The organism is Brevibacillus halotolerans (assembly GCF_026891775.1).
Classification (GTDB): Bacteria; Bacillota; Bacilli; order Brevibacillales; family Brevibacillaceae; genus Brevibacillus_B; species Brevibacillus_B halotolerans.
This window is the reverse complement of the sequence record NZ_JAPTNK010000004.1, coordinates 18540-33243: the sequence shown is the minus strand read 5'-3', so window position 1 is coordinate 33243 and position 14704 is coordinate 18540. Positions and strand designations below refer to the sequence as shown.

The following is a 14704-nucleotide window of genomic DNA, read 5'->3' as shown; positions in this document are numbered from 1 at the left end:
TTTATTATTATAAATGTATATTTATGCATAAAAACTAGGAGTGAGAGCGATGAAACGTATTGGGATTATTGGAGCCACTGGATACAGCGGTATTGAACTCATTCGTATCTTATTGCAGCATCCTGAGATATACATACAAAGTCTTTATTCTAGCTCGGCAGAAGGCAGATCATTGGCTGAATTCTTTCCTCATTTGCAGAGTGCAGATTTACCCATGCTACAGGGCATTCAGCCAGAGAAAATTGCGCAGGAGAATGATGTCGTGTTCTTAGCAACTCCGGCTGGGGTGAGTGCTGAAATAACGCCTGCTTTAATAAAGGGGGGAGTGAAGATTATCGATTTATCTGGTGACCTTAGGCTCCGATCTCCTGAGGCTTATCAGGAATGGTATAAGAAGTCACCAGCAGCGAAAGAGGTATTGCAGCAGGCTGTCTATGGCTTGCCTGAATGGAACAAATCTAAAGTAAGAGAAGCTTCGGTGGTGGCTAATCCAGGCTGCTATCCAACTGCTACCCTGCTTTCCCTGTTACCGCTGCTTCAAACAGAGTGGATCAAGCCTGACAGTATCATTGTTGATGCTAAATCAGGAGTCTCGGGTGCTGGTCGTGGAGCGTCGCTTGGTGTTCATTACAGCGAATTAAATGATAGCTTTCACGCTTATAAAGTAGGGCAGCATCAGCATACACCAGAGATCGAGCAGGGAATTTTACAAATGACGAAGAAAGAGATAGCTATTCAGTTCACCCCTCATCTTGTGCCGATGACCAGAGGAATTTTGACCACTAGCTATATTCAAATAGATAAAAGTAAGGATGTAGGCTTTACCGTTGAAGGATTACAAAAGCTGTATGAACATGCATATCAGAATGCTCCCTTTGTCCGTGTAAGGCCATTTGGGTCCTATCCACGCACAAAAGAGGTGCTTGGAACAAATTACTGTGATATCGCTCTTCATTTTGATGAAAGAACGGGTCGGATTATCATTTTATCCGTTATTGATAACATGGTTAAAGGTGCGGCGGGTCAGGCAATCCAAAATATGAATTTGTTGTTTGGATTTGAAGAGACGCTGGGGTTACCGAAACATGCTCTTTATCCGTAGTGTATGTGACGCTTTTACGCGAAGCGAGGTATTCTAGGTCAACTACTTATGAATAGGAGACTTGTAAAATGCTACATGAGGTTATGGTAATTAAATGCGGTGGAAGCATGCTGGAGCAATTGCCTGAATCTTTCTACAACAAGCTTGCTTCCCTGCAAGCAGAAGGAAAATCTATTGTAATTGTACATGGAGGCGGACCGGCGATAAATCAAATGCTAGATCAATTGCAGATCGAGCCAATTTTTTCTAACGGATTGCGAGTAACGGATGAGGCTACCATGCAAGCCGTAGAAATGGTATTAAGCGGTCCAATGAATAAATTGGTCGTTCGAAAGCTATTGCATGCAGGGGGAAAAGCATGGGGATTAAGCGGAGTAGATGGTTCCTTATTGCAAGCAGTAGAGAAAATGGATGGATTAGGACTGGTAGGAAAGATTACAGCAGTGAATCCAGCACCTCTTCAATTGTTGCTCGTGAATGGCTATATTCCAGTCGTGTCACCTATTGCCGTATCAGAGGATGGTGACACACGATTTAACTGCAACGCAGATACAGCGGCAGGGGCGATTGCATCTGCCCTAGGCGCGAAACAAATGCTGATGCTAACAGATGTGCCAGGAATTTGGGAGGAGAATGAGCTAGGGGAAAAACAACTGCTGCCAAGCGTCACGATTGAAGACATCCAAATGATGATTCAGAACCAAATGATTACGGGGGGAATGATTCCGAAGGTTCAAGCCGCTTTAGACGCACTGGCCCAGGGAGTTCAGGAGGTTGTTATTTGTAAGGGAGCGGCAGAAACGCTTGATGGTTTGGTAAAAGGAAGAGCTGTAGGTACTTCCATTTCGGCCGGGATGCCGCGTGGAGAGGACTCACAGGCCTTCGTTGCAACAGAAATTGATTAGGGAAAAAGGAGAGAGATCGCTCATGACTGTTTATACAGAAAAAATGCATGTGATGAATACTTATGCGCGTTGGGATATTACGATTGTCAAAGGGAGCGGTACCACGGTCTGGGATCATACAGGAAAAGCGTATTTAGACTGCACATCTGGTATCGGTGTGACATCGCTTGGGCATTGTCCTCCTGCCGTATCAGCAAAACTGCATCAGCAGCTAGATACCTTATGGCATAGCTCCAATGTAACACAACATCCGCTGCAAGAGGAATTAGGAAAAAAACTGACTGAATTGTCTGGTTTAGATCAAGTGTTCTTTTGCAACAGCGGGGCGGAAGCGAATGAAGCGGCGATTAAACTAGCACGGCGTTATGCCCAAAAAACGAAGAATGAGGATCGTTTCGAAATGATTACGTTTGAGCAGTCGTTCCATGGCAGAACCCTAGCTACGTTAACAGCTACAGGTCAGCAAAAGGTAAAAGAGGGCTTTAATCCTTTGCCGGCCGGATTTATCACTGTGCCATACGGAGATATAGAAGCTGTGAAGAACGTGACGACAAACCAAACATGCGCCGTATTGCTAGAGCTTGTACAAGGAGAAGGCGGCGTTCATCCAGCCTCAATGGAGTTCGTGACCGAATTATATGCGTGGTGCAAATCAAATGATATTTTATTGATGATTGATGAAGTGCAGACAGGTATTGGTCGAACGGGTGAATGGTTTAGTTATCAGCACTATGGAATCGTACCCGATGTGATAACGCTGGCTAAAGGATTAGGCAGTGGCTTTCCGATAGGAGCAATGCTTGCGACGGAGGCGGTAGCCGCGGCCTTTTCTCCAGGCTCACATGGGACCACGTTTGGAGGGAATCAATTAGCTACAACAGCGGGAATGGCAACACTTTTGGAAATGGAGAAACAGAACGTATTATCGCATGTAAAAGCTATGAGCAAATACCTGCTTGATGCGTTAAAAGACATAGCCAAGCAATATCCCCATCAAATAAAAGGGGTACGGGGGCTCGGGTTGATGGTTGGTTTAGAAATGACTGGCGAGGTAAGCGGGTATCTAAAAGCGGCTCAGCAAAAAGGCGTATTAATGCTACAGGCAGGTCCAAATGTTATCCGATTATTGCCGGCGCTCATCATACAAAAGTCAGAGATCGACCAATTAGTGCTAGTGCTAAAAGAGATTTTGCAGTCAGGAGAGAAGTAAGATAGCCAGATATCAGAAATAATCATGCAACGATTTTTGATTTTATTCAGAAAAATCGTTGCATTTTTTTTGGAGTAAATGTATGATTATACAAAAATAACGAATATATATTCATAAAGCAGAGTGTTGGGAACTTTTTGCCGATAGGAGCTGGTTGCGTTGGATAAGTATTTACACGGCAACAATACAGGGTTTCTTACGTTAGAGAGCGGAGAAGTATTTGCAGGTAAGCTATATGGAGCACCACTTACCTCATACGGAGAGGTGGTTTTTCATACAGGAATGACTGGGTATCAGGAGGTGATGAGCGATCCTTCCTTTTATGGTCAGATCGTCACCTTCACCTATCCGTTGATTGGGAATTATGGTGTTAATGAAATCGACTATGAATCAACTCAGCCTGCTATTTCTGGTATGGTTGTTAGTCAGCTTTGTCAAAACCCTAGCCATTTTCGTTCCCGGATATCTTTAGATACGGCTGCAAAGCAGTTCGGCTTCCCTATTTTAGCTGGAGTAGACACACGATCGATTACACAAAAGGTCCGGCAGGGTGGCTTGCTTTACGGTGTTCTAGCTGATCAGCCAATGACAGCAGAGGAGATTGCTTTGCATAAGCTTCGTCAGGAGGAGCGCATTTTTGTAGAGCATGTTTCCAGAACTCGCTCCATCACCTATCGAGGAGAAGGGGAGCATATTTTAGTCATTGATTTGGGTATGAAGCACTCTATTTTGCAAGCCCTGTTAAAGCTTGGCTGCAAGGTAACGGTTGTACCTTATCAGACGCGCATGGAGGAAATTAGGGCTCTACAGCCAGATGGTATCGTCTTCTCCAATGGGCCTGGTAACCCTGAACAATTACGAAAATATTGTCGACAATGGCGTAAATTAGCCGAAGCATTTCCGACATTAGGGATTTGTTTGGGGCATCAAGTATTGTCGTTGATGTTTGGGGGACAGACAGAACGACTTCCCTTTGGGCATCGCGGAAGCAACCATCCTGTAAAAGAGCTGAGCACTGGTAAAGTATATATAACTTCGCAGAATCATAGCTATGTGGTGAAGGAGGAGGGATTAGATAAGCAAAACCTAATGGTCACCTATCGAAATGTAAATGATGGCAGTGTGGAAGGGCTACGACATATGTATCTGCCCATTATGAGCGTACAATTCCATCCAGAAGCACATCCGGGACCAGATGATACCTCACATATTATTGCGACCTTCTTGGAATCGGTACAAACGATAGGAGCGAAGCATTATGCCTAAACAACAACACATTCATAAAGTGCTGGTAATCGGTTCGGGTCCGATTGTGATTGGGCAGGCAGCGGAGTTTGATTATTCCGGGGCACAAGCTTGTCTTTCACTAAAGGAGGAAGGCGTAGAAGTTGTGCTAGTGAATAACAATCCAGCTACTATCATGACCGATGAGCAGATTGCAGATAAGGTGTATCTGGAGCCATTAACTGTCACTTCTATCACAAAAATTATTCAAAAGGAACGACCGGATGGATTGCTGCCAACACTAGGCGGACAGACAGGACTTAATTTGGCTGTGGAATTAGCTGAGGCAGGCGTATTAGAGCGCTTTGGAGTAGCTTTATTAGGGACTCCCTTGACTGCTATTCAGAACGGTGAGGATCGTGAGTTATTTAAACGAATGATGAATAACATTCATGAACCTGTTCCTGAGAGCATAACAGTGAGTACTATACAGGAAGCTCTACATTTTGCGAATCAGATTGGTTATCCCGTGATTGTTCGTCCAGCTTATACACTTGGAGGAGCAGGGGGAGGAATTGCTTCTGATCAACAGGCTCTTGAAAAAATCGCTGAACAAGGACTGGCAGCAAGTCCAATACAACAGGTGCTAGTGGAAAGAAGTGTGAAGGGCTGGAAGGAAATTGAGTATGAAGTCATGCGAGATGCAAATGATACCTGCATTATCGTTTGTAACATGGAAAATATAGACCCAGTTGGTATTCATACGGGAGATAGTATCGTTGTAGCGCCGTCTCAAACCTTAACAGATCGTCAATATCAAATGCTACGCAGTGTTTCTACCAAAGTGATTCGAGCGTTAGGTGTAGTGGGTGGTTGTAATATTCAATTTGCCTTAGACCCACATTCAGATCGCTATTACCTCATTGAAGTAAATCCGAGGGTTAGTCGTTCCTCAGCCTTAGCTTCCAAAGCGACAGGCTATCCGATCGCAAGGATCGCTGCAAAATTAGCATTGGGCTATCACTTAGACGAGGTGCTCAACCCTATCACCGGTAATACCTATGCTAGCTTTGAACCAGCATTGGATTATGTAGTTGTCAAAATTCCACGTTGGCCCTTTGATAAATTCCCATTAGCTGACCGCAATCTAGGAACACAAATGAAAGCAACAGGCGAGGTAATGGCCATTGCTCGAACTTTTGAGGCTGCTTTGTTAAAGGCTCTCCGTTCTTTAGAAATTGGCTGTCATTATCTCTACCGAAAGGATATTGCGTCTCTATCTTTGGAGGAGTTGGAGAAACTATTAAAGATTGCCACGGACCTTCGTTTATTTGCTGTAGCAGAAGCGTTACGTCGGGGTATGGATATACAAGAGCTTCACATGAACACAGAAATTGACCCTTTCTATTTAGGTCATATTAAGTCCATTATCCAGTGGGAGAAAAGGTTGAAAGCATCATGCAAAGACACATTACGTATGGAAGAATTGAGAGCTTGTAAGGAAATTGGCATTACGGATCAGACGATTGCCTGGATGATGAAGCTTCCTGTAAGTGAAATTTGGAAAATGCGTCAGAAATGGGGTCTCATGCCGGTCTATAACATGGTCGATACATGTGCGGGAGAGTTTGATGCAAAGACAGCTTATTATTACTCCACATGGCAAGGCAAGAATGAGGTGGTATCTTTATCAGCAAAAAAAATATTGGTGCTAGGCTCGGGGCCCATCCGTATTGGGCAGGGGATTGAATTTGATTATTGTTCTGTGCATGCAGCTAAGGCTTTGCAAAAACAGAAGCTGAAAGCCATCGTGATTAACAATAACCCAGAGACAGTGAGTACCGATTACGAGACGGCCGATCATCTTTATTTTGAGCCTTTGCATATTGAAGATGTGCTGCATGTAGCTAGGCAAGAAGGAGTAGCTGGGGTATTCGTCCAATTCGGTGGTCAGACTGCGATTAACCTGGCAGGTGCTATCCAAGAAGCGGGGCTGACCGTCTTGGGAACAGCCTTAGAGCAAATGAAACGGGTCGAGGATCGAGAACTGTTTTATCAATTGCTCCAAAAGCTAAATATTCCCCACATACCAGGGAGGGGAGTCTATTCCACAGAAGAGGCGATTCATGTTGCTGCTAGCATTGGCTATCCTGTATTGCTGCGCCCCTCCTACGTTATTGGAGGCCAAGGAATGACGGTTGTGCATGATGAGGGCGAGCTACGTGCAGCGATGCAAGGCTGGATTGATGAACAGGTTGACACCAGTTGTTTTCCTTTGCTGATCGATCAATTTATATCGGGTATGGAAGTCGAGCTTGATGCGATAACGGATGGCTATGATGTATTAATTCCCGGAATTTTTGAACATGTTGAGAAAGCGGGAATACATTCAGGAGATAGTCTTGCCTTGTTTCCTGCCCAGCATCTCACAGAACAACAGAAGCGGCTAATAGTCCACTATACCAAGAAAATCGCTAAGGAAATGCAAGCAATCGGGATTGTGAATCTCCAGTTCGTCTTACAGGATTCAAATGTTTATGTGTTAGAGGTAAATCCGCGTGCTTCTCGTACAGTGCCAATTACGAGTAAGGTGACCAATATCCCAATGGTGGAATTGGCTGTGCGAGTCTCTCTTGGAGAGCGTTTAGCAGATATGGGCTATGAGCTAGGACTTTCAGAAGACATTCATTTTTTTGTGGTAAAGGCTCCTGTGTTTTCTTCCACGAAGCTAGCGGGTGTAGACCCTTTATTAGGACCTGAAATGAAATCTACAGGTGAAATTCTGGGACTTGGTCGAACTGTAACAGAGGCATTCAGTAAAGCTTTTGCCTACAAACAGGGTGCGAATAAACGGCTAGCTAGTGGAGATGGTTTATTTCTTTCACTAAACGATGCTGACAAAGCAAGCGTATTACCCTACCTTCGGGAAAGAAAAGTATCGGGGATACGTATCTATGCAACAGAAGGCACGGCGCAGTTTTTGAATAATCACGGCATTGAAATTACGCAAATATGTAAAGGATTACCTGACTATACATCGTTGGTTAAAGCGGGATTCATTCAAACGTCATTAATTACCGCTACAAAAGGAAATCAGGCAGAGCGTACAGGGTTTCAACTGCGTAGCTTATCTGTTCAGCATGGCATTACGTTGTTCACTGTTGTCGAGACATTTGCGGCCTATTTACAAAATTGTCAAGAAAAGGAGAGCGAAAGTAATGAAGCCTGTGAAGAACTTGGATCTCTATGCAGACGTTCAACCCCCTCTTTATAGAGGAAAAAATACACTGCAAATTGACGAGTGGAGTAGAGAGGAGATGCTCGAACTACTGCATTATGCTAGTCAAATAAAATCGATGCAAAAAAGCGGCACGGTCTACCAACCATTAGCTGGAAAAACATTAGCGATGATCTTCACGAAATCCTCCACGCGTACTCGTGTTTCTTTTGAAGTAGGGATGTATCAATTAGGGGGAAGCAGTTTATTTCTGACTGATAAAGACCTACAGCTAGGGCGCGGTGAAACAATTTCAGATACAGCGAAAATTTTATCTAGTTATGTAGATGGAATTATGATACGAACTCATGCTCACGAAAATGTCGTAGAGCTAGCAAAGCATGCTAGTGTACCGGTTATTAATGGGCTAACTGATTTGTATCATCCTTGCCAGGCTTTGGCTGATCTTTTAACAATACAGGAACACAAGGGCAGATTGCAGGGAATTAAGCTAGCCTTCATCGGAGACGGCAATAATGTGGCAAATTCGCTTGCCCTAGGTGCCTTGATTCTCGGATTAGATGTACGTATTGCCACACCTCCAGGATATGAGATGCAAAATGCTATTGCTGCAAAGGCAGTGGAATACGCTACTCAATATGGTGGAAAATTTATGATGACTCACGATGCAAATGAAGCTGTTGATCAAGCAGACGTGATTTGTACCGATGTATGGACCAGCATGGGCTTTGAAGAAGAGAATGAGCAACGTTTGAAAGATTTCACCGCCTATCAGGTAAATGAAAAACTGGTATCCAGAGCCGATTCAGATTATATCTTTATGCATTGTCTCCCTGTGCACCGTGGTGAAGAGGTGACAGCAGAGATTATCGATGGACCTCATTCTGTGGTGTTTGAAGAAGCGGAGAATCGTCTCCATGCACAAAAAGCATTGTTGGCATCTGTAATGTAAATTCCGTCTTATATGGAATTAATGTTATTTTATAGTACAATATGAATAATTACCCAGAAAAAATACTACGAAATGGAGAGACAACGATGAAAAAAGATAAAATTGTATTAGCGTATTCTGGTGGTTTAGATACTTCTGTAGCAATTAAATGGTTGCAAGATACCTATAACTACGATGTAATCGCGGTCGCCCTCGATGTGGGGGAAGGAAAGGATTTAGATTTTATCCAGAAAAAAGCGATGCAAGTGGGTGCATATAAATCCATCGTTATAGACGCGAAGGAAGCTTTCGCGAGTGAATATGTTTTGCCAGCTCTACAAGCCAATGCCATGTATGAGGGAAAATATCCATTGGTATCCGCTCTGTCTCGCTACTTGATTTCTAAAATTTTGATTGAGGTTGCGAATCAGGAGGGGGCAGTAGCTGTTGCTCATGGATGCACGGGTAAAGGAAACGATCAGGTGCGTTTTGACCTTTCTTTTACTGCCCTAAATCCAAATATTCAAATTGTTGCGCCAGTTCGTGAGTGGGGCTGGACACGTGATGAAGAGATTGAGTACGCGAAGAAAAATAATATTCCAATCCCGATTAATCTGGATAACCCATATTCAATCGACCAGAATCTTTGGGGAAGAAGCTGCGAGTGCGGTGTTCTCGAAGATCCGTGGGCTGCACCGCCTGAGGGAGCTTATGAGTTAACAGCCTCGATTGAAAATGCTCCTGATCAAGCGGAAGAGATTGAGATTAGCTTTACCAAAGGTGTTCCGACTGCTTTAAATGGGGAAGCAATGACGCTTGCTGAGCTCATTCTAGCTCTAAATAAGATAGCAGGCAAACACGGAGTTGGCCGGATTGACCATGTGGAAAATCGCTTAGTAGGGATTAAATCTCGTGAGGTATATGAGACACCGGCGGCTACTACACTCATTCTAGCGCATCGGGAGCTAGAGTTTTTGACACAGCCTCGTGAAGTCGCTCAATTTAAACCAATCGTGGAACAAAAAATGGCTCAGGTGATTTATGAGGGTCTCTGGTATTCCCCAATTCGTTCTGCTCTGCAAGCATTTATAGAAGAGACTCAGGCAAATGTAACAGGTACTGTTCGTGTTAAGCTTTATAAGGGTCAGGCCATTGTAGTCGGACGTAAATCAGATGCGTCCTTGTACAGTCATGAGCTGGCTACCTATAATACCGGCGATCAATTTGATCATAAAGCGGCACTTGGCTTTATTAAATTGTGGGGCTTGCCTACAAAGGTGTATTCACAGGTGAATAACAATTCTGTACAAGAAAACCATGACGAGCTTGAAAGCAACTCTGGTTCAGCGGCTTCTCCTTCTACAAGTAAAACAGAAAAGGAAGCGATCAAGCCATGAAACTTTGGGGAGGACGTTTTACTAAACCAACCAATCAACTCGTAGATGAATATACAGCCTCTATTTCGTTTGACCAAAGATTGTGGCGTCAGGATATTGTGGGTAGCTCGGCGCATGTCGCAATGCTCGGAAAATGTGGCATTCTTTCGATGGATGAGGTGCGTCAAATCATTGCTGGTTTGAAAAAGGTCAAAGAAAAGATTGAAAGCAAGCAGGTTCAATTTGAAGTCGCTCATGAAGATATTCATATGAACATTGAGAAGCTATTAATTGAAGAAATAGGACCTTTGGGCGGTAAACTTCACACAGGCAGAAGCAGAAATGATCAGGTGGCGCTAGATATGCATTTATATCTGCGTGAAAAACTGATGGAAATTATCGAATTAACCATGTACCTGCAACAGGCTTTATTGGAGCAAGCCAAGAATCATTTGGAAACGGTTATGCCTGGGTATACGCATTTGCAAAGGGCCCAGCCAGTGCTTTTTGGCTATCATTTAATGGCGTATGTATCTATGCTGCAACGTGATTTGGAACGGATGCAGGATTCGTTTAAAAGGGTAAATATCTTGCCTTTGGGAGCGGGAGCACTTGCTGGAACTACGTTTCCGATAGATCGGCAGTTTGTTGCCTCTATGCTTCAATTTGACGGGATCTATCAAAATAGCATGGATGCGGTAAGCGATCGAGATTTTATCGTTGAGTTTTTATCTCATGCTTCCTTATTAATGACCCATCTCTCTCGCTTGTGCGAAGAGCTAGTGATCTGGAGTAGTCAGGAATTTTCCTTCATTGAATTAGACGATGCATTTTGCACTGGTTCAAGCATCATGCCACAGAAAAAGAATCCCGATGTAGCAGAGCTTGTGCGTGGTAAGACAGGTCGTGTTTATGGAAATTTAATCGGAATGTTAACGGTGCTAAAAGGCTTGCCGCTGGCCTATAACAAAGACATGCAAGAGGATAAAGAGGGCATGTTCGATACTGTGGAGACGTTGCATGGAGCATTGGCTTTGTTAACGCCGATGATTTCTACTATGCAGGTTAAAACAGAGCAGATGCGAAAAGCGGTCACCCAGGATTTCTCCAATGCAACAGACTTGGCAGATTATCTAGTCACAAAACAAATTCCGTTTAGGAAGGCGCATGAAATCGTAGGAAATGCGGTTCTCTATTGCCTTGAACGGCACAAATATTTGCTTGACCTTTCCTTAGAGGAATTCCGTGCGTTTTCCCCACTCATCGACCGAGATGTCTACCAAGCGCTAGATATTGATACGGTAGTGAATGCACGGAATGTGTTAGGGGGAACGGCTAAACAACAGGTTGAACAGCAGATTCAATTTTATCAGGAGAAAGGTAAGGAAAACAGGACTTGGGTAGCAACACATAGTCAGAAGGTTATGGTGGAGGCGCTGGTAGACATTAAGTCGCCTGTGGTATAGATAAAAATAGAGGGCAAACCTGCAAACGTTCGTAGGATCAGCTAATCGAAAGCTGGTCCTTTTTGCTGTGAATGCTCTAGTTACAAAAATCTATGAGTGGGGAATTGCACGCAGACCAGTTCGTGCAATAATGCGCTAGATACTGGATTTCTTTAAATAAGAGCTTATGTAAAAAATAGTAAAAAATAGTTGTCAATATAAAAAAGTGGGTATAAGATCACAAATTTTTGTTGTTTTTTTCCATTTTACCGACAAGAAATGCGATAATTAGGGGATAACAACACAGAAACTCAGTGGTATAATAGAAAAAGTGATCAGATGCTAGTATTTTTTGTCTTTTTCTGATGCCTCAAGAACATAAGCGATAATAGGGTGTGATTTTTTTGATCGAGATGTATGATGTCTGGAAAACATATCCCAATGGCACCAATGCGCTAAAGGGGATTAATGTAAAAATTGATAAGGGTGAATTTGTTTATGTTGTAGGTCCAAGTGGTGCTGGTAAATCAACCTTTATTAAATTAATGTATCGGGAAGAAAGACCAACCAAAGGACAAATCTTTTTAAACGGATTTAATGTCAGTCGCATTAAAGAAAGACAAATACCAAATGTACGCCGCAGTATCGGAGTTGTTTTTCAGGATTTTAAACTATTGCCAACTTTAACGGTATTTGAAAATGTTGCGTTTGCAATGGAAGTTATTGAGGCGAATAAGAAGATCATCAAGCCTCGTGTTTTAGATGTGCTTAATCTTGTCAAATTAAAGCATAAAGCAAAAATGCTGCCAGGAGAATTATCGGGTGGGGAGCAACAACGAGTCGCTTTGGCGCGGGCTATCGTTAACAATCCAAGTATCATTATTGCGGACGAGCCTACGGGTAACCTTGATCCCGAAACTTCTTGGGATATTATGCGCTTGTTTGAAGAGATCAATCAGCGTGGAACGACCGTTGTGATGGCAACACATAACCGTGAGATTGTTAATACGATTCGCCGTCGTGTCATCGCGATTGAAGCTGGTGAAATTGCCCGCGATGAACAGAGAGGGGAATACGGTTATGAAGATTAGTACATACGGACGCCATGTGCGAGAAGGTGTAAAAAATCTGGGACGGAATGGCTGGATGACTTTTGCTTCAGTTAGTGCCGTAACCATTACCTTATTGATCTTAGGTGTATTTTTACTACTCGCACTAAACGTTAATCACATGGCAAAATTGGTGGAAAATCAGGTTGAAATACGTGTTTTTATGGATGTTACCTCAGATAAGGCGGTAGCGGAGAGCTTACAAAAACAAGTGAAGGCATTGCCAGCTGTAGAGACCGTTACCTTTGTTCCGAAAGCCCAAGGGTTAAAGGATTTGCGGGAGCAGCTAGGTGAAAATGGGAAGCTTTTGGATGGCTTGGAGAAGGAAAATCCACTACCAGATGCATTGGTGGTAAAAACCAAAGAACCAAAAGATGTAGATTTTGTCGCTAAGCAGGTCAAAGAGATGGAACATATTGAAGATGTCGACTACGGAGCGGAAACGGTAAACAATTTGTTTACTGCGACCAATATTTTGCGTAATGTAGGCATTTTCTTCATTATTGGATTAGCTTTTACGGCGATGTTCCTTATTGCTAATACCATTAAACTAACCATTGTTGCACGCCGTCGTGAAATTGAAATTATGAAGCTAGTAGGAGCAACCAACTGGTTTATTCGTTGGCCTTTCTTTATTGAAGGTCTGTTTATGGGTGTATTGGGAGCGATTATTCCTATTACCATCCTTGCAGGAGGTTACTACTATTTATTGCAACAAATACACGCTAGTATGTACAGCTCTATGCTTCCATTATTGCCAATGAATCCGTTTGCCTATCAGGTAGGACTGTTATTGGTAGGGATTGGTGCTTTTATTGGTATTTGGGGAAGTATGCTTTCCGTTCGCAAATTCTTGAAGGTGTAGATGATAGAGCAATTGATAGAATAAGGCTATGGGAGGGCACGTGGAAATGAAAAAGAATAACCTCATTCTTTCTGTTTTAGCGACCAGTATGCTGGCATGGGGACTAGCGCCTGCTCCTGCGGGGTATGCCAGCAAGAAATCTCTACAAACGATTAATCGAGAGCTAGAACAAATTCGGTCGCAGAAAAAGAAGCAACAGCAACAGGTAACCAATATTAAGAATCAAATTAATACAGTGAGAAATGAGCAGAAAAATCTAGAAAATGAACTATTTGCCATCGATCTAAAGCGAGAAGAAACACAGCAGAAGCTGGACAAGCTGGATACAGACATTCACCTGACAACTAAAAAGGCTGTGGTTGCACAGGAAGATTTAGATTCCGCTATAGATCGAGTGGCTAAGCGTGATGAGCTATTAAAAACACGTGTCAAAGCAATGTATAAACGAGGTAAGGTATCCTATCTGGATGTGCTGATGGGCTCCTCTGATTTTGGCGATTTGTTGACACGCATGCACGGCATGAAGCTGATCGTGGAACAGGATAATCGAATTTTGGAGGAGAACAAAAAGGATAAACAAACCATTGAAAAACGGAAGAAAGACGTGGATAATTTACTTGCTTCCTATAAAACAATGTTCTCAAAAAGTGAAGATTTAAAAGAAGAGCTCGATCGACAATATAATCGCAGTGTCGTTGTAAAAGCCGAGCTTAAGAAGAAAGAAAACAATCTCATAGAAATCGAAGCAGAAGCACAAGATGCCATGAGAGCAATGATTCAAGCAGAATCTGCTAAGCTTTTAGAAAAGCGCAATTTAAGCAGTGTAAGTAATTACAAAGGTGGAAAATTGGCAGTTCCGCTCGACTCGTTCGTTCTTACTTCCTCATTTGGTTATCGGGCCGATCCATTCACAGGCAAAGCCGCAGGACACGATGGAATAGATATGGCAGCACCAAGGGGAACAACGATTAAAGCAGCCGAGGATGGTATCGTTATTGTTGCTGGAACGATGCGGGGATATGGTAATACAGTCGTTATTCAGCACAATAAAGAAATCAGTACGTTATATGGGCATATTCGTGAAGGCGGAATTAAGGTTCGTGTTGGACAAGCTGTAAAACGTGGTGAAAAAATTGCAGAGGTAGGTTCCACTGGACGCTCAACTGGGAACCATCTGCATTTCACTGTGTATAAAAACGGTCGACAGGTTGATCCAGCACCATACATTCGCTAGGATTGTCGCAAATATTGTAGCTCCACTTTGCATACACTAGTTGCATAGCTTTTCCATGGCAGACA

11 protein-coding genes are annotated in these 14704 nt (G+C 43.1%); all 11 read left to right on the top strand.

Features of this window, described 5'->3' with window-relative positions; translation table 11 throughout:
* The first annotated feature begins 49 nt into the window (after positions 1–49).
* The 11 genes from argC (at position 50) to O0550_RS07210 (ending at position 14639) form a co-directional block, all read left to right on the top strand.
* Positions 50–1102: an N-acetyl-gamma-glutamyl-phosphate reductase gene (gene argC, locus O0550_RS07260; RefSeq protein ID WP_258425951.1), complete on the top strand. Its 1053-nt coding sequence runs from the start codon at positions 50–52 to the stop codon at positions 1100–1102.
* A gap of 68 nt (positions 1103–1170) precedes the next feature.
* Entirely contained in the window at positions 1171–2007 is an 837-nt protein-coding gene (gene argB / locus O0550_RS07255) for an acetylglutamate kinase (RefSeq protein WP_258425950.1), read from the top strand.
* 22 nt (positions 2008–2029) lie between these two features.
* Positions 2030–3217: an aspartate aminotransferase family protein gene (locus O0550_RS07250; RefSeq protein ID WP_276564944.1), complete on the top strand. Its 1188-nt coding sequence runs from the start codon at positions 2030–2032 to the stop codon at positions 3215–3217.
* Positions 3218–3376: 159 nt separating this feature from the next.
* On the top strand, positions 3377–4483 hold the full coding sequence (locus tag O0550_RS07245) for a carbamoyl phosphate synthase small subunit (RefSeq protein WP_096886504.1): 1107 nt from the start codon (positions 3377–3379) through the stop codon (positions 4481–4483).
* Complete coding sequence (gene carB / locus O0550_RS07240; protein WP_258425949.1) at positions 4476–7715, top strand: carbamoyl-phosphate synthase (glutamine-hydrolyzing) large subunit; 3240 nt, start codon at positions 4476–4478, stop codon at positions 7713–7715. Before O0550_RS07245 ends, carB begins: the two co-directional genes overlap by 8 nt.
* Positions 7660–8631, top strand: a complete 972-nt coding sequence (gene argF / locus O0550_RS07235; RefSeq protein ID WP_258425948.1) for an ornithine carbamoyltransferase — start codon at positions 7660–7662, stop codon at positions 8629–8631. Before carB ends, argF begins: the two co-directional genes overlap by 56 nt.
* A gap of 86 nt (positions 8632–8717) precedes the next feature.
* A complete protein-coding gene (locus O0550_RS07230; protein WP_258425947.1) occupies positions 8718–10007 on the top strand; it encodes an argininosuccinate synthase in 1290 nt (429 codons plus the stop codon).
* Entirely contained in the window at positions 10004–11452 is a 1449-nt protein-coding gene (gene argH, locus O0550_RS07225) for an argininosuccinate lyase (RefSeq protein WP_258425946.1), read from the top strand. The genes O0550_RS07230 and argH overlap by 4 nt, the downstream gene beginning before the upstream one ends.
* 383 nt (positions 11453–11835) lie before the next feature.
* Entirely contained in the window at positions 11836–12522 is a 687-nt protein-coding gene (gene ftsE / locus O0550_RS07220; protein WP_022586201.1) for a cell division ATP-binding protein FtsE, read from the top strand.
* Positions 12512–13405, top strand: a complete 894-nt coding sequence (ftsX, locus tag O0550_RS07215; protein ID WP_003344479.1) for a permease-like cell division protein FtsX — start codon at positions 12512–12514, stop codon at positions 13403–13405. The genes ftsE and ftsX overlap by 11 nt, the downstream gene beginning before the upstream one ends.
* Positions 13406–13451: 46 nt before the next feature.
* Positions 13452–14639, top strand: a complete 1188-nt coding sequence (locus O0550_RS07210; RefSeq protein WP_035318970.1) for a murein hydrolase activator EnvC family protein — start codon at positions 13452–13454, stop codon at positions 14637–14639.
* Positions 14640–14704: the final 65 nt, after the last annotated feature.